Source organism: Janthinobacterium sp. FW305-128 (assembly GCF_020858135.1).
Lineage (GTDB): Bacteria > Pseudomonadota > Gammaproteobacteria > Burkholderiales > Burkholderiaceae_D > Janthinobacterium.
Genome location: NZ_JACYMK010000002.1, coordinates 492,135 through 516,640 on the forward strand (window position 1 = coordinate 492,135; position 24,506 = coordinate 516,640).

General features: G+C 66.6%; 18 protein-coding genes. 14 read left to right on the top strand and 4 right to left on the bottom strand.

The features are described from left to right. Together IGS60_RS07075 and IGS60_RS07080 are read left to right on the top strand one after the other, a co-directional pair. The gene (locus IGS60_RS07075; protein ID WP_230503318.1) at nucleotides 1-1,218 is read left to right on the top strand and encodes a DUF444 family protein; all 1,218 of its coding nucleotides are present in this window, start codon (nucleotides 1-3) and stop codon (nucleotides 1,216-1,218) included. Continuing rightward, nucleotides 1,215-2,717, top strand: a complete 1,503-nt coding sequence (locus IGS60_RS07080; protein ID WP_230503319.1) for a SpoVR family protein — start codon at nucleotides 1,215-1,217, stop codon at nucleotides 2,715-2,717. Before IGS60_RS07075 ends, IGS60_RS07080 begins: the two co-directional genes overlap by 4 nt. A gap of 70 nt (nucleotides 2,718-2,787) precedes the next feature. On the opposite strand, the gene IGS60_RS07085 is transcribed toward IGS60_RS07080, so the two are convergent. Both IGS60_RS07085 and IGS60_RS07090 read right to left on the bottom strand, forming a co-directional pair. Further along, a complete protein-coding gene (locus IGS60_RS07085) occupies nucleotides 2,788-4,014 on the bottom strand; it encodes an SDR family oxidoreductase (protein WP_230503320.1) in 1,227 nt (408 codons plus the stop codon). Next, a complete protein-coding gene (locus IGS60_RS07090) occupies nucleotides 4,014-5,318 on the bottom strand; it encodes a nucleotide sugar dehydrogenase (RefSeq protein WP_230503321.1) in 1,305 nt (434 codons plus the stop codon). The genes IGS60_RS07085 and IGS60_RS07090 overlap by 1 nt, the downstream gene beginning before the upstream one ends. Nucleotides 5,319-5,571: 253 nt before the next feature. On the opposite strand from IGS60_RS07090, the gene prsT reads away from it, so the two are divergent. Genes prsT through IGS60_RS07105 form a run of 3 tightly spaced genes read left to right on the top strand, consistent with a single transcriptional unit; the run spans nucleotide 5,572 to nucleotide 11,594 of the window. After that, nucleotides 5,572-8,355 (top strand): XrtA/PEP-CTERM system TPR-repeat protein PrsT, encoded by a 2,784-nt coding sequence (gene prsT / locus IGS60_RS07095; protein ID WP_230503322.1) that lies wholly within the window; start codon nucleotides 5,572-5,574, stop codon nucleotides 8,353-8,355. A gap of 3 nt (nucleotides 8,356-8,358) precedes the next feature. Continuing rightward, on the top strand, nucleotides 8,359-10,821 hold the full coding sequence (locus IGS60_RS07100; protein ID WP_230503323.1) for a hypothetical protein: 2,463 nt from the start codon (nucleotides 8,359-8,361) through the stop codon (nucleotides 10,819-10,821). Beyond that, nucleotides 10,818-11,594 carry a serine protease gene (locus tag IGS60_RS07105; RefSeq protein WP_230503324.1) on the top strand — a complete coding sequence of 259 codons (777 nt, stop codon included), beginning with the start codon at nucleotides 10,818-10,820 and terminating at the stop codon, nucleotides 11,592-11,594. Before IGS60_RS07100 ends, IGS60_RS07105 begins: the two co-directional genes overlap by 4 nt. Nucleotides 11,595-11,598: 4 nt before the next feature. Here the strand turns inward: IGS60_RS07105 and IGS60_RS07110 are convergent, their stop codons facing one another. Continuing rightward, nucleotides 11,599-12,345 (bottom strand): long-chain N-acyl amino acid synthase, encoded by a 747-nt coding sequence (locus IGS60_RS07110; RefSeq protein WP_099408420.1) that lies wholly within the window; start codon nucleotides 12,343-12,345, stop codon nucleotides 11,599-11,601. 200 nt (nucleotides 12,346-12,545) lie between these two features. After that, a complete protein-coding gene (locus IGS60_RS07115; RefSeq protein ID WP_230503325.1) occupies nucleotides 12,546-13,169 on the bottom strand; it encodes an XrtA/PEP-CTERM system exopolysaccharide export protein in 624 nt (207 codons plus the stop codon). A 253-nt stretch (nucleotides 13,170-13,422) separates the two neighbouring features. On the opposite strand from IGS60_RS07115, the gene IGS60_RS07120 reads away from it, so the two are divergent. From IGS60_RS07120 to IGS60_RS07160, 9 genes are read left to right on the top strand one after another with little or no spacing between them, the layout of a single operon-like run. Beyond that, nucleotides 13,423-14,952: an XrtA system polysaccharide chain length determinant gene (locus IGS60_RS07120; RefSeq protein ID WP_230503326.1), complete on the top strand. Its 1,530-nt coding sequence runs from the start codon at nucleotides 13,423-13,425 to the stop codon at nucleotides 14,950-14,952. Nucleotides 14,953-14,971: 19 nt separating this feature from the next. Continuing rightward, complete coding sequence (locus tag IGS60_RS07125; protein WP_230503327.1) at nucleotides 14,972-15,796, top strand: XrtA-associated tyrosine autokinase; 825 nt, start codon at nucleotides 14,972-14,974, stop codon at nucleotides 15,794-15,796. After that, the gene (locus IGS60_RS07130) at nucleotides 15,780-17,309 is read left to right on the top strand and encodes a TIGR03016 family PEP-CTERM system-associated outer membrane protein (protein ID WP_230503329.1); all 1,530 of its coding nucleotides are present in this window, start codon (nucleotides 15,780-15,782) and stop codon (nucleotides 17,307-17,309) included. The genes IGS60_RS07125 and IGS60_RS07130 overlap by 17 nt, the downstream gene beginning before the upstream one ends. 10 nt (nucleotides 17,310-17,319) lie before the next feature. Then, nucleotides 17,320-18,480 carry a non-hydrolyzing UDP-N-acetylglucosamine 2-epimerase gene (wecB, locus tag IGS60_RS07135; RefSeq protein ID WP_230503331.1) on the top strand — a complete coding sequence of 387 codons (1,161 nt, stop codon included), beginning with the start codon at nucleotides 17,320-17,322 and terminating at the stop codon, nucleotides 18,478-18,480. Then, complete coding sequence (locus IGS60_RS07140) at nucleotides 18,477-19,337, top strand: XrtA system polysaccharide deacetylase (protein ID WP_230503333.1); 861 nt, start codon at nucleotides 18,477-18,479, stop codon at nucleotides 19,335-19,337. The genes wecB and IGS60_RS07140 overlap by 4 nt, the downstream gene beginning before the upstream one ends. Then, entirely contained in the window at nucleotides 19,337-20,416 is a 1,080-nt protein-coding gene (locus IGS60_RS07145; RefSeq protein WP_230503496.1) for a FemAB family XrtA/PEP-CTERM system-associated protein, read from the top strand. The genes IGS60_RS07140 and IGS60_RS07145 overlap by 1 nt, the downstream gene beginning before the upstream one ends. A gap of 15 nt (nucleotides 20,417-20,431) precedes the next feature. Continuing rightward, nucleotides 20,432-21,721 carry a TIGR03087 family PEP-CTERM/XrtA system glycosyltransferase gene (locus IGS60_RS07150; RefSeq protein ID WP_230503335.1) on the top strand — a complete coding sequence of 430 codons (1,290 nt, stop codon included), beginning with the start codon at nucleotides 20,432-20,434 and terminating at the stop codon, nucleotides 21,719-21,721. Then, entirely contained in the window at nucleotides 21,718-23,301 is a 1,584-nt protein-coding gene (gene xrtA / locus IGS60_RS07155; protein WP_230503337.1) for an exosortase A, read from the top strand. Before IGS60_RS07150 ends, xrtA begins: the two co-directional genes overlap by 4 nt. Beyond that, nucleotides 23,291-24,505: a TIGR03088 family PEP-CTERM/XrtA system glycosyltransferase gene (locus IGS60_RS07160; RefSeq protein ID WP_230503339.1), complete on the top strand. Its 1,215-nt coding sequence runs from the start codon at nucleotides 23,291-23,293 to the stop codon at nucleotides 24,503-24,505. The genes xrtA and IGS60_RS07160 overlap by 11 nt, the downstream gene beginning before the upstream one ends. The last annotated feature ends 1 nt before the right edge of the window (nucleotide 24,506 follow it).

Sequence of the window (24,506 nt, forward strand, 5' to 3'; positions counted from 1 at the left end):
ATGTCCGCCACGACCTCGCCAGGCAAAGGCAAGCAGGATGGTCCTGCGGGAGCCGCCGCGCCCGACCTGGCCCAGCCCTGGTACGGGCTGTTCTCGCGCGGCGCGCGCGACTGGCTGCGCCACAACCAGAAAGTGCGCGACGCCGTGCAGGCGCACTTGCCCGAGCTGATCGCCACGCCTGACCTGATCGGCGGGCCGCAGCAGCGCACGGTACAAGTACCCATGCGTCTGCTCGAACATGCGCGTTTCCGTCTGGCGCCCGCGCGCAACAGCATGGGCGCGGGCCAGGGAGACGGCCAGCCCGGCGATATCCTGCGCGCGGCCGACCCTGCCGCCACGGGCGGGGCTGGAACGCAAGGCGAAGGCGGCGATGGCGAGGGAGCCGTGCGCCTGCTGCTGGAGTTTCCCATCGACGACATTCTCGACTGGCTGTGGGACGCCTTCGAGCTGCCGCACCTGAAGCCCCGCCACGTAGGGCCGATGGACGAAGTACAGCTCGTGCGTAGCGGACTGGACCGTCATGGCGCCCGGTCGCGCCTGGACCGCCGGCGCACCGTCAAGGAAGCGATCAAGCGGCGCGCGCTGCAAACGCAGCCCGTGCCCTTCACCAATGAGGACTTGCGTTACCGCCAGGTCCTGCCACAGCCCCGGCCCAGCACGAACGCCGTCGTGTTTTTCGTGCTGGACGTGTCGGCCAGTATGGCGCAGGCCGAACGCAAACTGGCCAAATCCTTCTTTTTCTTTGCCTTGCAGGGCTTGCGCCGCAGGTATGCGCGCGTGGAAACACGTTTTATTGCCCATACGACGCGGGCCTGGGAGTTTTCCGAAGCCGAGTTCTTCCAGGTCAACGGCATGGGCGGCACCATGGCGTCCACCGCCTTTCGCCTGAGCCGCGAACTGCTGCAGGAACACTATGCGCCGGGCCGCTACAACGCCTACCTGTTCTATGCCTCCGATGGCGAGAATTTCAGCGAAGACCGGGCGGCGGCCAGCCTGGCCCTCGGTGAACTGGCCGCCCTGGTCAACTACATGGGCTATGTGGAAACCGTGCCCGGCGTACCGCGCAGCCTGGAAACGGAAATGCACAGCCTGTGCGCCGAGCAGGAACGCCGGGGCTTGCCCTTGCACAGCAGCATCCTGAGCAGGAATGACGATATCTGGGCGGCCATCCGCACCTTTTTCCAGCACGAAGCGGCCGAGACGGAGGACGCGGCATGACGCGGCATGACGCTCAGCACCATGGCGGCACGGCAAACCTGGCCGGCCTGGACGCCTACGCGCCGCGCATCGAAGCGCTGGCGCGGAAACTGGGGCTGGAATTTGCCCCCGTCGAGTTCGAGCTGGTGCCGGACAGCTTCATGGCCGAGATCGCCATCTATGGCTTGCCCGTGCGCATGCGCCACTGGTCGTTCGGCGTGCGCTACATCCACCAGCTCGTGCATCAAAAGATGGGCAACTCGCATATGTTCGAAGTCATGTTTCCCGGCGACCCTTGCCATGCCTACATGGCCGAACACAATTCCGTGGCGGAAAACACCCTCGTCACAGCGCACGTGCTGGGCCACGCCGACTTTGCCAGCCGCAATGCCCTGTTCCTGCGTTTCGGCGACATGGCGGGCCAGCACATCCTGGAACAAAGCGCGGCGCGGGCGCAGCGTCTCGAACTGGCGCTGCAACGCCATGGGCAAGAGCAGGTGGAAGCCGTGCTCGACGCGGCACTGGCGCTCGAGCAGCACGTGGACGTGCACGCCGAACTGCACCGGCCTCCGTATGCGGCGCCAGCCGGCGTGGCCGGCACGCAAACCAGACCCGGCGCGGAAGATCCTTTTGCACAACGCTACCGGCGCTTGCCCGGCGAAGCGGCCGCGCTGGCGGCGCATGAGGCGGCCCGGGCAAGGCTGGCGCAGCGCCCGCTCCTGCCGCCGCAGCCCGAATACGATTTACTCTGGTTTATCGCACAACATGGGCCGGAACTGGCGGACTGGGAGCGCGACATTTTCCTGGCCGTGCGCGAAGAGTCGTTTTATTTTTATCCTGTGTACGCCTGCCAGATCATGAACGAAGGCTGGGCCTCGTACTGGCATGCGCGGCTGCTGCGCGAAGCCGACTTCCTGCCGCCGGCCTTGTACCTGTCCGCCATCAAGTCCCATTCGGACGTCGTGCGCCCTTACGCGGGCGAGCACCAGCAGGCGCTGGCCGTCAATCCCTATCATTTGGGCTTTTGCATGTGGGAACACATCATCGAGCGTGAAGGACTGGCACGGGCGCGCCAGATTTGCCGCGACGACGACGACTGCAGTTTCATACGCAATTATCTGGATGGCGAACTGGCTGAGCGCCTGGGCCTGTTCGTGCATGAAAGCCACCGCGATGGCGAAACGCGTCTGGCCAGCCGCGACTTGCCTGCCATCCGCGAAGCCATCCTGGCGCCCAAATACAACTATGGCGCGCCGTGCATCGCCGTCACGCTGCTCAACGACGACGGCAGCCTGGTGCTGCGCCACGATCACCAGCGCGATGGGCGCGGCCTCGACCTGGAGCGGGCGGAACGGGTGCTGGCGTACATCGCCCGCATCTGGCGCCGCCCCGTGACCCTGCATACGGCCGATTTCCGCGGCACGCCCCGGGTTTTGCGCAGCAAGGCCGATGGCGTGCCGGAGCCGCCCGCGCCGACGGCGTCAGCAACAACGCCGACAGCGCCGCCCGTGCAACGCTGAAAGGCCGGCGATCGGACGGATATCGGGTGTACCTGGCCAGCTTGTGCCTCAGACCTGGCGGGCCAGGTTCTCATGCACGGCCAGCCTGCGCCACATACCAGGCGATGGTCTGCCGCAAGCCTTGCGCCAGAGTGTGCGTGGGCACATAGCCGAGCAGGCGGGAAGCCTTGGCAATGTCCGCCTGCGAATGGCGCACGTCGCCGGCGCGAAACTCGCCGTAGTGCGGCGCCTGCGGCACGTGCTGCGGGCGGACGGCGAGCAGCATCTGCTGCATGGTGGCGTGCAATTGGGTCAGGCTGGTGCGGGCGTTGACAGCCACGTTGTAGACCTGGTTGACGGCGGCCGGGTCGGTGCGCGTGGCGGCGAGGATATTGGCTTGCACGGCATTGTGCACGAAGCAGAAGTCGCGGCTGGTGGCGCCATCGCCATGGATGCGCACGGCCTGATTGTCCAGCATGGCGGCGATCCAGCGGGGAATGACGGCCGCGTAGGCGCCCAGCGGGTCCTGGCGCGGACCGAAGACATTGAAGTAACGCAAGCCCACCGTCTGCATGGCGTAACAGCGCGCGTACACCTGCGCGTACAGTTCGTTGACGTATTTGCTCAGGGCATACGGCGACAGGGGCGCGCCGATGTGCTGTTCCACTTTCGGCAAGGCCGGATGGTCGCCATACGTGGCGCTGGACGCGGCATACACGAAGCGCCGCACGCCCGCCTCGCGCGCGGCGGCCAGCATGTTCAGAAAGCCGTTGACATTGACGGCGTGGCACAGCAGCGGGTCTTCCAGCGAACGCGAGACGGAACCGAGCGCCGCCTGGTGCAGCACGTAGTCGACAGCGCCGCCCGTATCGGCCGGGCCGCGCCCGGCCAGGCTGCCGCCAGCGCCGCTGGCACCATCGGCCGCATCAGTCCCGCCGTCCGCCTCGCCATCGCCATTACCACCGCGGGCGGCCTGTACCGGCACGCCGCACGCGCGTGCGCACGCCTGCAGGTCGCGGATATCGCCTTCCATGAAGGTGAAGCGGCGCCACGCTTGCTCGCCCACGCTGGCGCGCACCTGTTCCAGGTTGTGGCGATGGCCCGTCATGAAGTTGTCGAGGCCGCGCACTTCCTGTCCCAGTTGCAGCAGGGTTTCCAGCAGGTGCGAACCGATGAAGCCGGCCACGCCCGTCACCAGCCAGCGGCGCGGCGTTTGCACCAGTTGCGCGCAGGCTTGCGCGTACGCGCCGGCAGCCGGGCCGCCAGCGGTGGCGCCTTGCGCCGCGTTTGCGGCCCGATCGAAGGCATCGGCCGCCATCACAGCCGCCACACGTGCAGGCCGCCGTCCTCCAGCGGACGGGGGTCGAAATGCGATTTGATGTCGATGAAGCAGCCATTTTCCAGCACCTTGGCCTGGAAGTCGGCCAGCGGGCGGGCCAGCAGCGCCTGGTGCGAGACGGCGCTGATGATGGCCTCGGCCCGCGGCAGTTGTTCCCAGCTTTCCAAGGCCAAACCGTATTCTTCCAGCGCTTCGCGGCCATCGGCGACGGGGTCGTGCACGTGCACCTGCACGCCGTACGATTGCAGTTCATGGATCATGTCGACCACTTTCGAGTTGCGCAGGTCCGGGCAGTTTTCCTTGAAGGTCAGGCCCAGCACGTTGACGTGCGCCCCTTTCAATTTGAAGCCGGCGCGCACCATTTCCTTGATGGTCTTTTCCGCCACGAACTTGGCCATGCCGTCGTTGATGCGGCGCCCCGCCAGGATCACGTGCGGGTGGTAGCCGAGCATTTCCGCCTTGTGCGTCAAATAGTATGGGTCGACGCCGATGCAGTGGCCGCCCACGAGTCCCGGACGAAATGGTAAAAAATTCCATTTCGTGCCGGCTGCCTGCAGCACTTCCAGGGTGTCGATGCCGATGCGGTCGAAGATGATGGCCAGCTCGTTCATCAGCGCGATGTTCAGGTCGCGCTGCGTGTTTTCGATGACCTTGGCCGCCTCGGCCACCTTGATGCTCGAGGCCCGGTGCACGCCCGCCCCGACCACGCCTTCGTACAGGGCGGCCACCTTGTCCAGTGTCGTGGCGTCATCGCCCGAGACCACTTTGCGGATGCTGTGCAGGGTGTGATCCCTGTCGCCGGGGTTGATGCGCTCGGGCGAAAAGCCCACATGAAAGTCGTCCTTCCAGCGCAGGCCCGAATGCTGTTCGAGGATGGGAATGCAGATGTCCTCGGTGGCGCCCGGATAGACGGTCGATTCGTAGATGACGATGGCGCCGCGCCGCATGTGGCGCCCGACGGCCGCGCTGGCGCCGGCCAGGGCGGAAAAGTCGGGATTGTGCGCGCTGTCGACGGGCGTGGGCACGGCCACGACGATGAAATCGGCCAGTTGCAGCTCGGCCGGGTCGCAGCCCACGCTCAGCCATTGCGCGGCCAGCAACTGTTCATGGCTGACTTCGCCCGTCGGGTCGATGTGGCGCCGGTAGCTTTCCACCTTGCGCGCCGACAAGTCAAAGCCGATCGTGCGCTGGCGTGTGCCAAACGCCACGGCCAGCTGCAAGCCCACGTAGCCGAGACCCACCACCGCCACCACGCCCGCCTTGCTATTGATATTGCTATTCACATTGCTGTCCATATGCATGTGCTCCGAATGGTTGCGGCCTGCGCATCACCGTCCGGGAAATTCTACGGTTGCCGGTTTGTCCATTCTTGAGCGAGAACAAGAAAACCGGGACGCCGGCAAGCATGCGTGCGGACAATCGGCGGCTTGTTGAGCGCAATCAAGGAGACCGGCTGCCATCTTTTTAAGCTAGGCCATGCCTATCGCCCATCGCGAATCGGCTAATCGTCCACGCATGCCGCTACCGGAGATTTCCATGGCCCTTTCCCTGCCCCGTCCTTTCCCTGGCCTGCCGGCCGCCGCGCTGTGCTGTGCCCTGCTGCTGCCCCTGCTGACGGCTTGCCACGGCACGCAGAGCAGCGAAAGCCTGCTGGCCGACGCGCAGCAGTACCGGCAGAAAGGCGAAGCGCGGGCCGCCATCATCCAGTTGAAAAACCTGCTGCAAAAGGAACCGGACAATGCGGCCGCGCGCTTGCTGCTGGGCAGCATCTATATCGACACGGGCGAAGCGCTGTCGGCCGAGAAAGAATTGCGCAAGGCAAAATCGCTGGGCCTGGCGCCGCAGCAAGTGATGCCACTGCTGGGCAAGACCTGGCTGATGCTGGGCCAGTTCGACAAGGTGCTGGCCGAGATCCCCGACGACGCGGCGCAGCCCGCCAGCGTGCTGGCCCTGCGCGGCGACGCCCTGCTGGCCCTGGGCCGCCAGGACGAGGCGCGCGCCCTGTTTGCGCGCCTGCTCGAAGCCCATCCCGACCAGGTCGAGGCCTTGCTGGGACTGGCGCGGCTGTCGGCGCTGGAGCAGCAGGTACCGGCGGCCGAGCTGCTGCTGGCGCAAGCCCTGAAAAGCGCGCCCGCCAACCTCGACGCCTTGCGCCTGCAGGGCGACCTGCTGCGCCTGCAAGGCAAGAACGGCGCGGCGCGGCAAGCCTATATGCAGATCCTCAAGATCAAACCGGACAATACCCAGGCGCACATCGACCTGGCCAACCTCGACATCGTCGACAACCGCTATCTGGAAGCGGCGGCCCAACTGGCCACGGCGCGCAAGACGGCACCCAACAGCCTGGGCCTGCTGCAGGCGCAGGCCTTGCTCGATTTTCGCCAGGGCAAGAACAAGGCGGCCTTGCAGGGCTTGCAGCTGGTGCTCAAGGCGGCGCCCGATCACATGCCGTCCATCCTGCTGGCCGGCGCCGTGCAACTGGCGCTCGGTTCGCCGCAACTGGCGGAAAGCTATCTGCGCCGCTTCCTGGCCGTGTATCCCCAGCACCTGTACGCCGTCAAGATGATGGCCTCGATCGAACTGATGCGCGGCAAGACCGACGCCGCCATCGGCTTGCTGCAACCGATGCTGACCGCCTTCCCCGACGACGTGGAATTGCTGTCGCTGGCCGGCGAAGCCCACTTGCGCGCGCGCCAGTACGACAAGGCGACGGCATATTTCGAAAAAGCCAGCACCCTGGCGCCGGACACGGCCAGACTGCATGCGGCCTTGGGCATCAGCCGCCTGGGCATGGGCGAGAACAGCCGCGCCATCAATGAACTGGAACGCGCCAGCATGCTCGACAAGAGCACGCCGCAGGCGGGCACCATGCTGGTGATGACCTTGCTGCGCAACAAGCAGAACGACAAGGCCCTGGCCAGCGTCAAGATGATGGAACAGCAGCAGAAAGGCACGAATCCCCTGCTGCTGAACCTGAAAGGCGGCGTCTACCTGGCCCTGCGCGATCTGCCCGCCGCGCGCGCCAGTTTCGAGCAAGCATTGAGCATGGACCCCGTGTACTTGCCCGCCCTGAACAACCTGGCGCAGATCGACCTGGCCGAGAAAAAGCCGGAGCAGGCGAAACAGCGCTTCGAGAAGGCGCTGGCGAAGGCGCCGAAAAATGCCGACCTGTGCGCGGCGCTGGCCAAGCTGGCCGCATCGGAGGGCAAGACGGACGAGGCGCGGCGCTGGCTCGAACGGGCCCACCGCGACAATCCCGACGCCGTCGCGCCGGCCCTGCTATTAAGTAATTTTTACCTGAAGACGGGCGCGCCCGACAAGGCGCTGGAACTGGCGCGCACCTTGCAGACGGGCCATCCGGGCGACGCCGATGCGCTGGCCCTGCGCGCCCAGGTCGAGTACAGCGCCGGCCAGGCGCCGGCCGCGCTCGACAGCTACAACAAGCTGGCCAGCCTGCAAACGACATCCGCACCCTTGCAGATGCGCATCGCCAGCCTGCACCTGGCGCTGGGCGACCATCATAACGCGCTGCAAGCCGTCAAGCGGGCGCAGGCGCTTGACCCGGCCCTGCTCGAAGCGCGCGTGGTCGAAGTGGCCCTGCTGTTGAACCTGAACCGCCAGCGCGAGGCGCTGGCCGTGGCGCGGCAAGTACAGGAACAGCAGCCGAAGCTGGCGGCCGGCTACAAGCTCGAAGGCGACGTGCTGATGGAGCAAAAGCTGCCGCAGCAAGCCGTCAAGCTGTACCAGCACGCCTTCGACATCAGCCCCATCGGCCCCTTGCAGGTGCAGCTGTACCGCGCCTTGCAGGCGTCGGGCCAGACGCGCGAAGCCGATGCGCGCATGGCCACCTGGCTCAAGGCACATCCGGAAGACTTGCCGACGCGCACGTACCTGGCGGGTACTTACCTGGCGGCCAAACAATACCGCGCTGCCATCGAGCACTTCCAGTATGTCGTCGCCAAGGACACGGGCAATGTCGTGGCGCTGAACGACCTGGCCTGGGCGTATCAGCAGGAAAAAGATCCGCGCGCGCAATCGACGGCCGAGCAGGCGCTCAAGCTGGCGCCCGACAATCCCGCCGTGCTCGACACCCTGGGCTGGATCGTGCTGCAGCAAGGCGACGTCAAGCGCGCCACGGCCCTGCTGCGCCAGGCGGCGGGGCTGGCGCCGAAGTCGCCCGAAGTGCAGTACCACCTGGGCGCGGCCCTGGCGAAATCAGGGGACAAGGGCGGTGCGCGCAAGCAACTGGAACAATTGCTTGCCGCAAACAAGGACTTTCCGCAGCGGGCCGAGGCACAGGCCTTGCTGACCCAGCTGTAGGCCATGGCTGTGCAAGCTGCCGTGGCCGGCCTGGCAGCGCGTCCGCTGGCCCTGCTGGCGGGCGTGGCCTGCGCGCTGGCCTTGCGCCACTATCCGCTGGGTCACGGCTGGCCCGGCCTGCTGTTTGCAGCGCTGCTGCCCGCGTATTTCCTGCTGCTGTGCTGGCGCCCCGCCTGCTGGCTGTTCTGCGTGCCCGCCCTGCTGCCCGTGCTGGACCTGGCGCCGTGGACGGGCTGGTTCTTCCTCGAAGAAATCGACGTGCTGCTGTTGCTGACGGTGGCCTGCGGCTACTGGCGCCTGGGCGGCCCCGTCCAGAGCGCCGCGGCCACGCTCCCGCCCGCCGCCCGCGCCTGTTTGCTGCTGTGCAGCCTGGCCTGGCTGGCGGCGCTGCTGCGCGGCGTCCTGCCGCTGGCGCCCCTTGACCTGAACGCCTGGGATAATTACTTGAGTCCCTACAACAGCCTGCGGCTGGGCAAGGCCTGGGCCTGGAGCATGCTGCTGCTGCCGCTGCTGCTGCGCGACGGGAATGCTTCCGCCCTGCGCCGCTACGCGCTGCCGGGCATGCTGGCCGGACTGGCCATGGTGTCGCTGTTCGCGCTATGGGAACGGGCCGTGTTTCCCGGCCTGACGAACCTGTCGAGCGACTACCGCATCACGGCGCCGTTTTCCGCCATGCACACGGGCGGCGCCGCGCTCGACGGCTACCTGGCGCTGAGCCTGCCGTTTGCCGCACTGTGGCTGGCGCGCGCCCGCAGCCGCTGGCAGGCGGCACTGGCCTTGCTGCTGCTGGCCCTGGCCTTGCACGCGGCGTTCACCACGTTTTCACGCGGCCTGTACGCGGCCCTGGCGGCGGCCATGCTGCTGGCATTCTGGCAAACCCTGCGGGCGACGCCCGGCGCGGCGCGGCGTCCGGCTGGCCGCCCGCCCGTGCGCGGTGTGCTGCTGCGGCTGCTGCTGGCCGGCCTTGGCACGGTCCTGCTCGTGTACATGTTCAGCCTGGCCGGCTACCGGGGCTTGCTCGCCGCCGTCGTTCTGCTCGCGGCCAGCTTCGTGCTGGCGGCGCGGCCCTTGCCGTGGCGTCTGGCGCCGGCCAGCCTGCTGTGCGCGCTGTGCCTGCAGGGCTTGCTGGCCGCCTGGTGGCCGGAGCCGGCCGGCCAGTACACGGCCGGCTGGCTGAAAGGCCCGTATTTCCTGTTCCTGCTGGCGGCCGTGCTGCTGGCGGCCGTGCTGTGGCCCGGCGCTGGCGCCCCTAAAGGGCCTGTCAGACTGGGCCTGGCGATGATGGCGTGGACCATGCTGGCGTGCAATCTGGCGTGGATAGGCTGGCATTGGGCCGGTCCGCCCGCCCTGCTGCCGGCTGGCCTCGTCGTCCTGCTGGCCATGCTGATGCTGTGCAACGGACGCTTGCACCCGCCGCTGTGGCGGCTGGACCGGGCCAGCCTGAGCATCGCGGGCGCGGCCGGCATCCTGCTGCTGCTGGCCATCCCCGTGTCGGCCAGCTATTACGCCACCGAACGTTTCGCCACCACGGCCTTCGACATGCAAGGCCGCTTGCGCCATTGGCGGCAAGCGCTGGCCATGCAGCCGCCCGACCTGGCCAGCCGGCTGTTCGGCACGGGTAGCGGCAGCTTTCCCGCTACTTATTACTGGCACAATCCCCAGCGCGAAGTGCCGGCCAGCATCGCGTATGCCGAGGAAGGGGGAAACCGGTATGTGCGCCTGGCCAGCCCCGGCTACAGCGCCGGTTATGGCGAGCTGCTGCGGCTGCTGCAACGCCTGCCCGTGCAGCCCGCCGCGCACTACACTTTGGCAGTCGACGTGCGGCGCACGGGACCCATGCCCGTGCTGCTGGTGCGCCTGTGCCAGCGGCAATTGCTGTACGCCCAGGGCTGCGTGAACGTTCCGCTGCGCCTGCGGCCTGTGCCGCCTGGCACCCAGCCCAGCGGTTGGCAACACTATGAAGTACCGTTCGACAGCGCCTGGCTGGGCGCGGGCGCCTGGCTGCTGCGCCCGCCCGTGCAGCTGGAACTGGCGGCCAGCGGGGCGGCTGACTCGTCCGTGCTCGAAGTCGACAATCTGAGCTTGCGCGCCCCGGGCGGCGAGGAATTGATCGCCAACGGGAGCTTTACGCAAGCCAATAATTACTGGTTTTTCAGCAGCGACCACCATCATTTGCCGTGGCATATCAAGAGCATGGCCTTGCATTTGCTGATCGAAACAGGCTGGTGCGGCGCCCTGTCCATGCTGGCCCTGCTGGTTCTGGCCGGCACGCGCCTGCTGCGCCAGGCCGCGCGCGGCGATTCCGGTGCGCTCGCTTGCGCCGCCGCCCTGCTGGGTTTTCTCGTCGTCGGCCTGTTCGACAGCCTGCTCGACGTGCCGCGCATCGCCCTGCTGTGCTATCTGATGCTGCTGTGCGCGCTGCTGCAGCCCGTGCCACCTCCTCACGTTGAAAGTGCACCGCCATGAAAGCCCTGCCGTTGACATGCTTTTCCGCCCTCCTGTTTTGCCTTGCCCTGGCCAGCGCGCCTTGCCGCGCCGATGCTCCGCTGGCGCAAACCATCGCGCGCATCAAACCATCGATCGTCGGCGTGGGCAGCCTGCAAAAGACGCGCACGCCGCCGATGAATTTCATCGGCACGGGCTTCGTCGCCGGCGACGGCTTGAGCGTGCTCACTTGCGCCCATGTGATCCAGAAACTGCTCGACGCCAATCCGAACGAAGTCATCGGCATACTCACGGGCCAGGGCGAGGCAGCGCAATTTCGCCCCGCCAAGGTCCAGGCGCTGGACACGGAACACGACCTGGCCTTGCTGCGCCTGGCGGGCGCGCCCCTGCCTGCCCTCGCGCTGGGTGACGCGGCCACGGTGCGCGAAGGCCAGGCCATGGCCTTTACGGGGTTTCCGCTCGGCACCTTGCTGGGCTTGCACCACGTGACCCACCGCGCCACCGTGTCATCGCTGACACCCGTGGTCATGCCCAGCGAAAACGCGCAGCGCCTCGACGTCCGGCGTCTGGCGCAGCTGCAAAAAGCGCCTTACACCGTGTTCCAGCTGGACGCGACGGCGTATCCGGGCAGCAGCGGCAGCCCCTTGTTCGATCCCGAGACCGGTCTCGTCTACGGCATCGTCAACATGGTGTACGTCAAGGGCCTCAAGGAGGCGGCCATCAGCGCGCCGAGCGGCATCACTTACGCGATTCCAGGAGGCTACATGCAGGCGATCTTGCTGAAAAATAAATGAATAATCAGTTGCGCCCCTGCCTCAGCCGGTCGGTAATGCCGGGCTCATCCCATGTCGGAAAAAAAAAGGGGTAAAACGACCGTTCACCCCCATGCTGTTCCATCAGGCCACCGTATTTGCGGATCTGGGCCCCCATGTAATCGAGGTCCAGCCGCAGCAGCACGGCCGGCGCCCCCACGCGCGTGCACTCGCGCTCGCCGCCGAAGTCCTGGAAACCCAGCATGCGCTTGTAAAACACCACGTGGCGCGGGTTGACTTCGATCACGTAATCCGTAAAGCCGTGAATATTGTGGGCATAGATATAAGAGATATGAATCAGCGCCGCAAACACGCGCTTGCTCACCCCCTTGTCGATGGCCAGGCGCGACGGTTCGCACAGGCGCCGGCCCTGCTCGCGCAGGACGTCGAGCTTGTCGCGGAAGTTTTCATCGGCGGGCAAGCCCGTCTCGTCATTGTCCAGGCACAAGGTCATGGTGCCGACGGTGGTGCCGGCCGTTTCCGCAAACAGTGTGATCTTATTGAGCGCATGGGCCGTGCCGGGATCGACGGCATAGCCGCGCCAGCCGTACATCTTGCGGATCAGCAAGCTGGCCGCTTCGCGCCGGCCACGCGAATTGGCCATGCGGATATGAAAGCGCTGCAGGTCGAGCTCATGCTCCATGGCCGGGTCGATCTGCCCCTCGCCTACCACCAGGTCGCTGAAAGTACCAGGCGTGTCGAAAGAAATAATGGGTTCATCTTCAAAGCTCATCTTGTCCTCACGTTCATCGGCAGCCGTCGAGACGGACTGAAGCCAATGCCTTGTGACAAGACAAAAACGGGAGAAGTTCCCACCTTTAGCTAAAAAAACAGAAGAAATCTGTCTTTAGATAGCAAAATAACACGCTGAAATTTGCCGAAAAGTGCAAAATGACAAATATAAGTGCTGTTTTGACACTGCCGAGGCCGCTGCTAAAAAAAGCTCTCCGGGATCAGTAAGACGTCGCCCGGCCGCATCATGACATTGGCCGAAATATCGCCCTCCTTCAGCAAATCGTCGAGCCGCACCGCCAGCTGCTGCTGGTTGCCTTCGCGCATGCGGATGATGCTGGCTTTGTTGCCGGCCGCGAAGTCGGTGATGCCCCCCACGGCGATGAGCACGTCCATCAGCGACATGCCCTGCCGGTACGGCAGCGCCTGCGGCTTGGCCGCCTCGCCGATCACCCGGATCTGCTCGCTATATGGCCCCGAGAAATTGGTGACGATGACCGTCACCACGGGCTGCTGGATGAACTTGCTCAAGGCTTGCTCGATGTCGCGCGCCAGCTGGGTCGACGTCTTGCCGCTGGCGGCCAGATCCTCAACCAGCGGCGTGGTGATCTTGCCGTCCGGCCGCACGGCCACCGTCAGCGACACTTCCGGATTGCGCCAGACGATGATGTTGACGGAGTCGCCCGGACCGATCAGGTAATCGTGCATGGGAGCGCTGTCGTCGGAAGGCGCCAGCGGATAGCGGGTGCGGCAGGCGCCCAGCAGGCTGGCGGCGCCGGCCAGGACCAGCGTATTGCAGAGAAATACACGGCGAAATGGATTCATGCGGAGCCTCTTCGAGTCGATGCGCGTCCATGGGCAGCCCCGCAGAACCAGCCTGGGCCGCGAACTTCCTATGATTATTAAAACCCGGCAAGTGAACCTTGAGGCGTATCAAGAAGCAATCATCTTGGGAAATCTTGCTCCGCAGCCGCCCTATACTTGCTTACTCAACAAGCAAGTATTTTTTGCAAGACGTCGTCGTTGTCCGCGCCGCCAGCCCATCTACCGTGCAGCACCGTCACCTGAAGGAAGCGACATGGAAGAATTGATACAGCAACTGCTTTCCGGCTTGAAAGGCATCTGGAAGTACCGCTGGCATGCGGTGCTGGTGGCGTGGCTGGTGGCCATCGGCGGCTTTATCAAGGTGATCACCCTGCCCGATGACTACCAGACGTCGGCGCGCGTGTTCGTCGATACGCAAACCATCCTCAAGCCGCTGATGGCCGGCATGACCAGCGTGCCGAACACGGAGCAGCAGGTGGCCATCATGAGCCGCACCCTGCTCAGCCGCCCGAACGTGGAGCGGGTCATGCGCATGGTCGACCTCGACCTGGACTCGAAGACCGCACGCGAGCACGAGGCCCAGCTGGACGAGTTGATGAGCCGCATCAAGATCACGGGCACCAATGCCTATGACATCTACACCATCAGCTACAGCGGACGCGATCCCAAGCTCGTGCGCGACGTCGTGCAAAGCCTGCTGACCATCTTTGTCGAAGGCAGTTTCCAGGGCAAAAAAGGCGATTCGCAGAAGGCGGTGCAATTCATCGACGAGCAGATCAAGAATTACGAGGACAAGCTGAGCGCGGCGGAAAACCTGGTGAAGGAATTCAAGATCCGCAACAACCTGCTGCTGCCACGCCAGGGCATCGACTATGGCAGCCAGTTGCTGATGTCGTCCGATAGCCTGAACAATGCCAAGCTGGAACTGGTCGAGGCGGAACAGGCGCGCAAGGCCATCCAGAGCCAGATCGAGGGCGACGAGCCCGTGCTCGACATGGAGCCGAACGCGGCGTCCATCACGAATCCCGAACTCGACGAACGCATCGCCTCGCTCAACAAGAACCTCGACAACCTGCGCATGCAATTTACGGAATTGCACCCCGATATCATCGCTTCGAAGCGGCTCATTGCCCAGCTGGAAGAACGCAAGATCGAGGAAAGCAAGCTGAAAACGGCGTCCGGCGACCCGGGCAAGAACTACAGCCCCATGCTGCAGCAATTGAAGGTGGCGCTGACGGACGCGGACGCCAAGGTGGCCGCCATCCGCGCCCGCGTGCAGGAATACACGGCGCGCAACGAACGGCTGCTGGCGCAGAGCAATGCCGTACCCGAGGTGGAATCGCAGCTGGCGCAGCTCAACCGCGACTACATCATCAACAAGGAAAACTATGAAAAGCTGATCGGCCGGCGCGAAGCGGCCAAGCTGTCGGGCGAACTCAGTTCCACCACCGAAATGATGGCCTTCAAGATCATTGACCCGCCCACGGTGCAATATGCGCCCGTCGGCCCGAACCGCCCGCTGCTGTTCAGTGCGGCGCTGGGCGCGGCGCTGGTGGCCGGCGTCGCCACGGCCCTGCTGATCAGCCAGGTGCGCCCCACCTTCCTCAGCCCCTCGGAACTGCGCGACGCGACGGGCTTGAACGTGCTGGGCACGGTATCGATGAACTGGACGCCGCTGCAGCAGGTACGCCGCCGCCGCGCCCGCTATGGCTTCGGCGCCTGCCTGGGCAGCCTGTTTGTGCTGTATGGCGGGGTCATGACGGCCGCGCTGCTGAAATTCTAGAGCCACCAAGGGAGCGACGATGAGCAGCAAGGACAGCGGCAAGCAGGAACCCACGATCCTCGGCGTGGCCGAGGCCAGCGTACCCTATGGCGTGGATGGCGCGCAGGCGGCCCGGTCGCCCCAGTACCGGGCCCTGAACCTGGACCGGCTGGCCGAGCAAGGCATGCTCACGCACGATGGCGGGCGCAGTTCGGTGGCCGAGGATTTCCGCATCATCAAGCGCCCGCTGCTGCGCCAGGCGCGCGCCAGCGGCGCCGAGGCCATCCGCCACGGCAACCTGATCGTCGTTACCAGCGCCATGCCCGGCGAAGGCAAGACCTACTGCGCCATCAACCTGGCCATGAGCATCGCCATGGAAATGGATATCACGGTGCTGCTGGTCGATGCCGACGTGGCGCGCCCGTCCGTGCTGAAAGTGCTGGGCCTGCCGCCGGAACCAGGGCTGATGGACGTGTTGCTCGACCCGCAACTGGCGATGGCCGACGTGATCCTGAAAACCAATGTGGCCAATCTGAGCATCCTGCCCGCCGGGCGCAGCAACAAGCATGCGACGGAATTGCTGGCCAGCCGGGCCATGAGCCGGCTGCTGGCCGAAATCGCCAGCCGCTATGGCGACCGCATCGTCGTCTTCGATTCGCCGCCCCTGCTGATCACCAGCGAAGCGCACGCGCTGGTGGGCCAGATGGGACAAGTGGTGATGGTGGTCGAGGCGGAAACGACGACACAGCACGCCGTCAAGGAGGCGCTGCGCCAGATCGAGTCGTGCGAACACATTCATTTGATCTACAACAAGACCAAATCGTTCCCCGGCAACGACTACTACGGTTATGGCCATTACGATTAGCCGCCGGGTTTCGCTGCCGCTGCCGCTGCTGCTGTCCCTGCTGCTGCCGGCGCCGGCCGGCGCCGTCGACTGGCTGGTGAAACCGTCGCTGCGCTTGCGCGAAAGCTATACGGACAACGCCTTGCGCGCGCCGCCGGGCCAGGCGCAATCGGACTTCATCACGGAAATCGCGCCCGCCATCGCCCTCATCGGTACGGGACCCCGGCTGCGCGTGCACCTCGACTACAGCTGGCATAAATACCTGTCGGGACAGCGCGCCGATACGGACAACCACGAACTGCACGCCTCGGCCGACGCCGAACTGGTCAAGGACTGGTTCTTCATCGATGCGGACGCCAGCGTAAGCCGGCGCAACATCTCGCCGTTCGGCCCGCAGCTGATCGACGACCTGCCCGACACGGACAATACCAGCACCGTGCGCACCACGGGCATCAGCCCCTACCTGCGCCACCGTTTCCGCGGCCTGGCCACGGCCGAGCTGCGCTACACGCGCAACACGGTCGATAGCGGCGGCGACCTGCTGTCCGTACACAGCGATGAAATGGAATTGCTGCTCAGCGGCGAGCCGCGCGGCAACGGCTGGACCTGGAACGCCAGCCACGACGTACGCCGCACCCAGGACAGCAAGCTGGCGCCCGTACGCATGCAGCGCAGCAGCGTGGGCCTGCGCTATCCGTTCAACAGCAAATGGTCGGCCACGGCCAGCGGCGGCATGGAAAAGGAAGGTTATATCTCTACCAGCGGCAAGGCGCCTGAGGGCCGCTTCTGGTCGCTGGGCGGCGTGTGGACGCCGTCGCCGCGCACCAGCATCGCCTTCAGCACGGGCAAGCGCTTTTTTGGCACCACCTACAGTCTGGACGCCAATTTCCTGCAGCGCCATACCAACTGGCAACTGAACTACAGCGAAAACATCACCACCATGCCGACGCAGTTTTCGCGCCTGGGAAACCGCGACGCGGGCCAGTTGCTTGATCAATTGTGGCGCGGCATCTTTCCCAACGCGCGCGACCGGCGCCTGCGCATCGATGCCTTCCTGCGCTACGCCAACAGCCTGGGGCCGGAACGGGGCGCCATCAATTACTTCAGCCACCGCTATTTCCTGCAAAAGCAGCTGAAGCTGACGATGGCGCGCGCCACGGCGAAAAGCACAATGATCGCCGGCATCACGGCCGTCGACCGCACGGCACAAACGGCCAGCGGCATCGACAGCGGCTTGCTGCCCGGCGTGGAATTCGGCAGCGAAGACCGCACGCGCCAGATCGGCGGCAATGTGGGCTGGAGCTGGCAAGCCAGTTCGCGCACCAGCGTGAATGTCAATGCCGGCTACGCCAGCGTGCGCTCGCTGACCGTGCCCCGGCGCGACAACAACATCACCGTGACGGCGGGTTACACCCGTATCCTGCAACCGAACATGACGGCCAGCATCGACGTGCGGCATACGCGGCACGCCAGCAACCGGGGCGGCGACTACCGCGAAAACGGCGTCAGCGCCACCCTCAACATGCAATTCTAAGGAGCCCGCAATGTCCGCCCCCTCTCTTGCGTCCGCCGCGCCGGCGCACCTGCTGTGCGTGGTGGCCGCGCGCCCGAATCTGATGAAGATGGCACCCATCCTGGCCGCCCTGGCGCGACAGGCGCCCGCCGTCCGCGTGACCTTGCTGCATACGGGCCAGCATTACGACACGGCCATGAATGGGCAATTGTTTACGGACCTGTACCTGCGCCCGCCCGACATCGCCCTCGACGTCGGCTCCGGCAGCCACGCGCAGCAGACGGCCGAGATCATGCGCCGCTTCGACGCCGTGCTCGACGCGCATCCGCCGCTGGCGCCCGATGCCGTGCTGGTGGTGGGCGACGTCAATTCCACCCTCGCCTGCGCGCTGGTGGCGGCCAAGCGCGGCACGCCCGTGATCCATGTCGAGGCAGGCCTGCGCAGCGGCGACCGGCGCATGCCCGAGGAAATCAACCGCGTGCTGACGGATCAATTGTCCGATCTGCTGCTCACCAGCGAAGAAAGCGCGCGCGCCAACCTGCTGCGCGAAGGCATCGCCCCCGAACGCATCCATTTCACGGGCAATGTCATGATCGACAGCCTGCGGCAGCAGCTGCCGCGCGCAGCCAAGCCCGCCGCCACCCTGCGCGCGCACGGCCACCCCTGCCCGCCCGCGTATGGACTGTTGACCTTGCACCGTCCCTCGAACGTCGATGATCCGGCCCAGCTCGCAGCGCTGCTGCAGGCGCTGGGGCAACTGTCAGCCCGCCTGCCGCTGCTGTTTCCCATCCACCCGCGTACCCTGGCCGGCATGCGCCTGGCGGGCCTGGAACCGCTGCTGGCGCGGCACGCCATCGTCCGCCTGCCGCCGCTGGGCTACCTGGAAATGCTGGGCCTGATGCAGGAGGCGCGCCTGGTGCTGACGGATTCGGGCGGCATCCAGGAAGAAAGCACGGCACTGGGCGTGCCCTGCCTGACCCTGCGCGCCAACACGGAGCGCCCCGTCACCGTGACCGATGGCACGAATACCCTGGCCGGCACGGACCCGGCAGCCATCCTGGAGATGGCCAGCACCATCCTGGACACGGGCGGCAAGCGTGGCCGCATTCCGCCGCTGTGGGATGGGCGCGCGGCCACGCGCATCGCGGCCGTCATCGCGCCTTGGCTGGCGGCGCGCCGGGGACAACCATGACGGCGCCTGCGCTGCTGCCGGCGCTGAAGAATGCGCTGACCATCGACGTCGAAGACTATTTTCAGGTCTCCGCCTTTGCGCCGCACATCGCGCGCGCCGACTGGCCGCGCCTGGAATGCCGGGTCGAGGCGAACATCGAGCGCATCCTGATGCTGCTGGACAGCCGCGGCATCCACGCCACCTTTTTTACCCTGGGCTGGATCGCCGAACGCTATCCGGCCATGCTGCGCCGCGTGGCCGACGCCGGACACGAAGTGGCCAGCCACGGCTATGCGCACCTGCGCGCCAGCGAGCAGTCGGCCGCGCAGTTCGCCGACGATGTGCGCCGCAGCAAGGCCATCCTGGAGCAAATAACGGGCCTGGCCGTGCGCGGCTACCGGGCCCCCAGCTTTTCCATCGGCGCGGCCAACCTGTGGGCCTTCGACGTGCTGCAGGAAGCCGGGTACCGCTACAGTTCCAGCATCTACCCGATCCGCCACGACCATTACGGCATGCCCGATGCCCCGCGCTTCGGCTGGCGCCCGCGCGGCCCGCACGGCGTGCTGGAATTGCCCGTCAGCACCGTGCGCCTGCGCGGGCGCAACCTGCCGGCCGGCGGCGGCGGTTATTTCAGATTGATGCCGTATGCACTGTCGCGCTGGCTTTTGCGACGCATCAATTCGCGCGACGGGCAAGCTGGCATATTCTATTTTCATCCTTGGGAACTCGATCCCGGCCAGCCGCGCCCGCCAGGCCTCAGCGCCAGGACGCGCTTTCGCCACTACCTGAACCTGGGGCGCATGGAAGCACGGCTGGGGCGCCTGACCCGCGACTTTGCCTGGGACCGCATGGACCGTATTTTTCTGGAAAGCACATGATGCACGAGGCCAGCCTTGCTCCCGTTCCGGCACAGTCCAGCACCGCCATCGCCGTGCGCTCGCTGCAGGGGCACGAGCATGCGCGCTGGGATGCCTTTGTCGACACGTGCCCGGAGGCGACCTTTTTTCACCGGGCCGGCTGGCAAACCATCATGGAGCAAGGTTTTCAGCACGACAGCTATTTCTTGTACGCAGAACAGGAAGGATGCATCGCCGGCGTGCTGCCGCTGGCCCATTTGCGCAGCCGCCTGTTCGGTTCTTCCCTCGTCTCGCTGCCGTTTTGCGTCTACGGCGGCGGCGCCGGCGGCGGCGCGGCCGTGCGCCAGGCGCTCGACAGCGCCGCGCTGGCGCTGGCGCGGCGCCTCGGCGTGGGGCACCTGGAATACCGCTGGCGCGAAGTGCCGGAAAACATGGACGCCTCCTGGCTGCAGAAACCCCTGTACGCGACCTTCCGCAGGCCGTTAAGCCCCGATGCAGAACAGAATCTGCTGGCCATTCCCCGCAAGCAACGCGCCGTCGTGCGCAAGGCTATCGCGGCCGGCCTGCACAGCGCCATCGACTATGACATCGACCGTTTCTACCCGATCTACGCGGCCAGCGTGCACCGGCTGGGCACGCCCGTCTTCGCACGCCGCCATTTTGCCCTGCTGCGCACGGTTTTTGGCGGCGCCTGCGAGATCCTCACCGTGTATCACGGCCAGCAGCCGCAGGCCAGCGTGCTGCTGTTTTATTTCCGCGACGAAGTGCTGCCCTATTACGGCGGCGGCAACGTCGTGGCGCGCAGCACGGGCGCCAACGACTTCATGTACTGGGAAGCGATGCGCCGCGCCTGCGCGCGCGGCTACCGCCTGTTCGATTTCGGCCGCAGCAAGCTGGGCACCGGCGCCTTCGACTTCAAGAAGAACTGGGGTTTTACGCCGCAGCCGCTGCCCTATGCCTACCAGCTGGTGCGCGCCAAGGTCTTGCCATTAGTCAATCCGCTGAATCCGAAATACGCGCTGTTCATCCGCGCCTGGCGCCGCCTGCCGCTGCCGCTGGCCAACCTGCTGGGACCGCACATCGTGCGGCAACTGGGCTAAGCAAGGAGACTCACCATGCGCGAACTGCTCTTCCTCGCCCACCGTCTGCCGTATCCGCCGAACAAGGGCGACAAGATACGCTCGTGGCACATGCTGCAATACCTGAGCCGGCATTTCCGCGTGCACCTGGGCTGCTTCATCGACGATGATGACGACTGGCAGCATGCGAAAACCGTGGCCGCCCTGTGCGCCAGCACGCGCTTCATCGACTTGCGGCGCGGCCCGGCCCGCTGGCGCGCCATGCAGGCGCTCCTGTCGAGGCAAGCCATGAGCGTGCAGTACTACCGCGATGCACGGCTGCTGCAATGGGTCGACGGCTTGTTATCGGGCGACAAGGTGCGTCACGCGCTGGCCTTCTCCGGACCCATGGCGCAATACATCGACGGCAGCGCGGGCCGCGGCCTGCACCGCGTGATCGATTTCGTCGATGTCGATTCCGACAAGTGGCGCCAATACAGCGACAGCAAGCCCTGGCCCATGTCGCTGCTGTACCGGCGCGAAGCGCAGCTGCTGCTGCAGTACGAACGCCATATCGCCCAGCAGTTCACGGCCGCCAGCTTCGTCTCGCCGGCCGAGGCGGCCCTGTTCCGCCAGTGCGCCCCGATGGCGCGGCGCAAGACGGGGTATTTCAACAACGGCGTCGACACGGCGTATTTCTCGCCCATGGCGGCCCAGCCCGGCGTGTATCCACCGGGCGTGCAGGCGCTGGTGTTTACGGGCGCCATGGATTACTGGCCGAACGTCGACGCCGTGCAATGGTTCGTGCGCCACGTCTGGCCCGCCCTGCGGCGCCAGTTTCCCCAGCTGCAGTTCTATATCGTCGGCAGCGCGCCCGTGCCCGCCGTGACGGCGCTGGCCAGGATGCCTGGCGTGGTGGTGACGGGCAAGGTGCCCGATATCCGGCCCTACCTGGCTGGCGCAGCGCTGGCCGTGGCACCGCTGCGCATCGCCCGCGGCGTGCAGAACAAGGTGCTCGAAGCGATGGCGATGGGCAAGATCGTGCTGGCCACGCCGCAGGCGCTCGAAGGCATCGCCGCCCAGCCGGGCCTGGAACTGCTGCTGGCGCGCGACGACGCCGAATTCATCCACCATGCGGCGCGCGTGCTCCGCAATGTCCAGAATGGTACGGCCGAAGGCAGCGGCGCGGCCATCGGCGCGGCGGCGCGCCAGCTGGTCCTGCAGGAATACGACTGGGAACGCAATCTGCGCGGACTGGGCGCCATGCTGGGTCTGCCTGCCGAGGCCGATGCGCCGGTCAGCGGCGCCGCCACGCCCTTGCAGCCGGTGCGGGAGCCGTCCACATGAGCTTGCAGCTCGACCAGGTGGCCCGTTTGCCGGACGCGTCCGTCCTGCCGCAGGACGGGCGCCATGCCGCGCTGGCGGCCCTGCTGCTGTCGCTGGCCGCCGTCGTGCTGCTGTATCACCCCACCTTCTGGTCGATGGTGGAACTGTGGTCCCGCTCGCAAACGTTCGCGCACGGCTTCCTGATCGTGCCCATCAGCTGCTGGCTGGCCTGGCGCCAGCGCGCCCGCCTGGCCGCGCTGGCGCCCCAGCCGTCGCGCCAGGGCTTGCTGCTGCTGGGCGCGCTGGGCCTGGCATGGCTGCTGGCCGACGCCGCCAACGTGCCCGTGGTGGAACAGTATGCGGCCACGGGCATGTTGCCTGCCTGCGTGCTGGCCATCCTCGGCTGGCCGGCCGTGCGCCTGCTGGCGTTTCCGCTCGCCTATCTGTTTCTCGCCGTGCCGTTTGGCGAAGTGTTCCTCGACCCGCTGATCGACTTCACGGCCGCCTTTACCGTCACCGCGCTGCAATGGTCGGGCGTGCCCGTGTTTCGCGATGGCAGCAATTTTTCACTGCCCACCGGCAACTGGTCGGTGGTGGAAGCGTGCAGCGGCTTGCGCTACCTGATCGCCGCGCTGGCCCTGGGCGCCTTGTTCGCGCACGTCAACTGTCACAGTACGCGGCGGCGCCTGGCCGTCATGGCCGCCGCCCTGCTCGTGCCCATCTTCGCCAATGGCGTGCGCGCCTACCTGATCGTGATGCTGGGCCACCTGAGCGACATGCGTCTGGCCGTGGGCGTCGACCACCTGATCTATGGCTGGCTGTTCTTCGGCCTGGTGGCGCTGCTGCTGTTCTGGCTGGCAGCGCGCTGGCGCGAATTGCCGCCGCCACGCGCCGTGCCGCCCGCTCAGCCCATACGCCTGAGCGCCACCAGCGCGGCCAGCCCGCGCGCCGTCGTGCGCGCCGGCATCGCCTGCCTGCTGCTGGCGGCCGTGTGGCCGGCACTGGCCCTGGCCAGCCACCGCGACGACGGCCCGGCGGCAACTGGCTCCCCCACCGTGTTGGGCTTGGCCGATCCGACCGGCTGGCATCGCCTGCAAGACGCGGTAGCCGCGTGGCAAGCGCCATATGCGGGCGCGCCCGCGCGATTTGCCGCCACGTACGCGCGCAGGGATGGCGACGGCGCGCCGGTGGGCCTCCAATTGCACTGGTATGCGCGCCAGGCGCGCGATGCCGAACTGCTGACGCACCAGGCCTTGCCGTATGGCCCCCGCTGGATGCCGCTGGCGCAGCACGTGCAAGACGTCAACCTGGCCGGCGGCGAGCTGGCCGTGCGCGAAAGCGTGCTGGCGCAAGGGGGCGAACGCCTGCTGGTATGGCGCGTCTACCGCCAGGGCGGCTTCGTCACGGCCAGGCCCGTGCTGGTGAAACTGCTGCTGGCGCAAGCCAAGCTGCTGGGCAGGCGCCAGGATGGCGCCGACATCATCGTCTTTGCCGCCTACGACGAGCTGGCGCCGCCGCCGCGCGCGCGCCTGCAAGCCTTCCTGCGGGCGGCCTTGCCCGTCATCGAACAACGCTTGCAGGAGCTGCCGCATGGCCCTTGACTTCGATACCGGCGGCACGCGCCAGGCTGATGCAGCGGCCGGCGGCGCTCCCCTGATCGTGCACGTGATCCACCAGCTCGACGTGGGCGGGCTGGAAAACGGCCTGGTCAACCTGATCAACCATTTGCCGCCCGGGCGCTACCGGCACGCCATCGTCTGCATGAAAAACGCCACCGCGTTCCGCCAGCGCCTGACTGCCCCGGGCGTCGACGTGATCAGCCTGGACAAGCGCGAAGGCAAGGACTGGCGCCACTATCTGCACCTGTACCGCGTGCTGAAACAGCTGCAGCCGGCGCTGGTGCACACGCGCAACCTGGGCTGCCTCGAAGCGCAGCTGCTGGCCTGGCTGGCCGGCGTGCGCCTGCGCGTGCATGGCGAACACGGACGCGACATGAGCGACTTGCATGGCACCCGCCGCAAATACCGGCTGCTGCGCAAATTGATGCTGCCGCTGGTGCAGCACTTCATCGCCGTCAGCGCCGACCTGGGCCACTGGCTGGTGGACGCCATCGGCGCGGCGCCCGCGCAGGTGTCGCACATCGGCAATGGCGTCGACAGCGTGCAATTCCATCCGCGCCTGGGGCCTCCCGCCGCTGTGGGCCCGCCCGGTTTCCTGTGCAACGGCGCCTTCGTCATCGGCAGCGTGGGGCGCATGGCGGCCGTCAAGGATCACGCCTCGCTGGTGCAGGCCTTCCTGCTCCTGCTGGCCCAGCCGGGCGCCCGCGCGCGTCTGCGCCTGATCATCGTCGGCGACGGGCCGTGCCGCCAGGCGTGCCTGGAGCTGCTGCAGCAGGCCGGCGTGGCCCATCTGGCCTGGCTGCCCGGCGCGCGCGACGACGTGGCGCAACTGCTGCGCGCGATGGACCTGTTCGTGCTGCCGTCCCTGGCCGAAGGCAGCTCGAACACCATCCTCGAAGCGATGGCGACGGGGCTGCCCGTCGTCGCCACGCAGGTGGGCGGCAACGCGGAGCTGGTGCAGTCGGGCTGGAGCGGCACGTTGGTGCCGCCAGGTTCGCCCGAGATGCTGGCCGACGCCATGCTCGACTACTACAGCATGCCGGAACTGGGCCCGCGCCACGGCGCGCGCGGGCGGCGCCAGGTGCTGGCCGAGCACAGCCTGCCCGCCATGGCCGGCGCCTACCTGGCCGTGTACGACCGCCTGACGGGCGCGCGCCAGCCGTCCCACCTGTCCACTTATCCCTGAA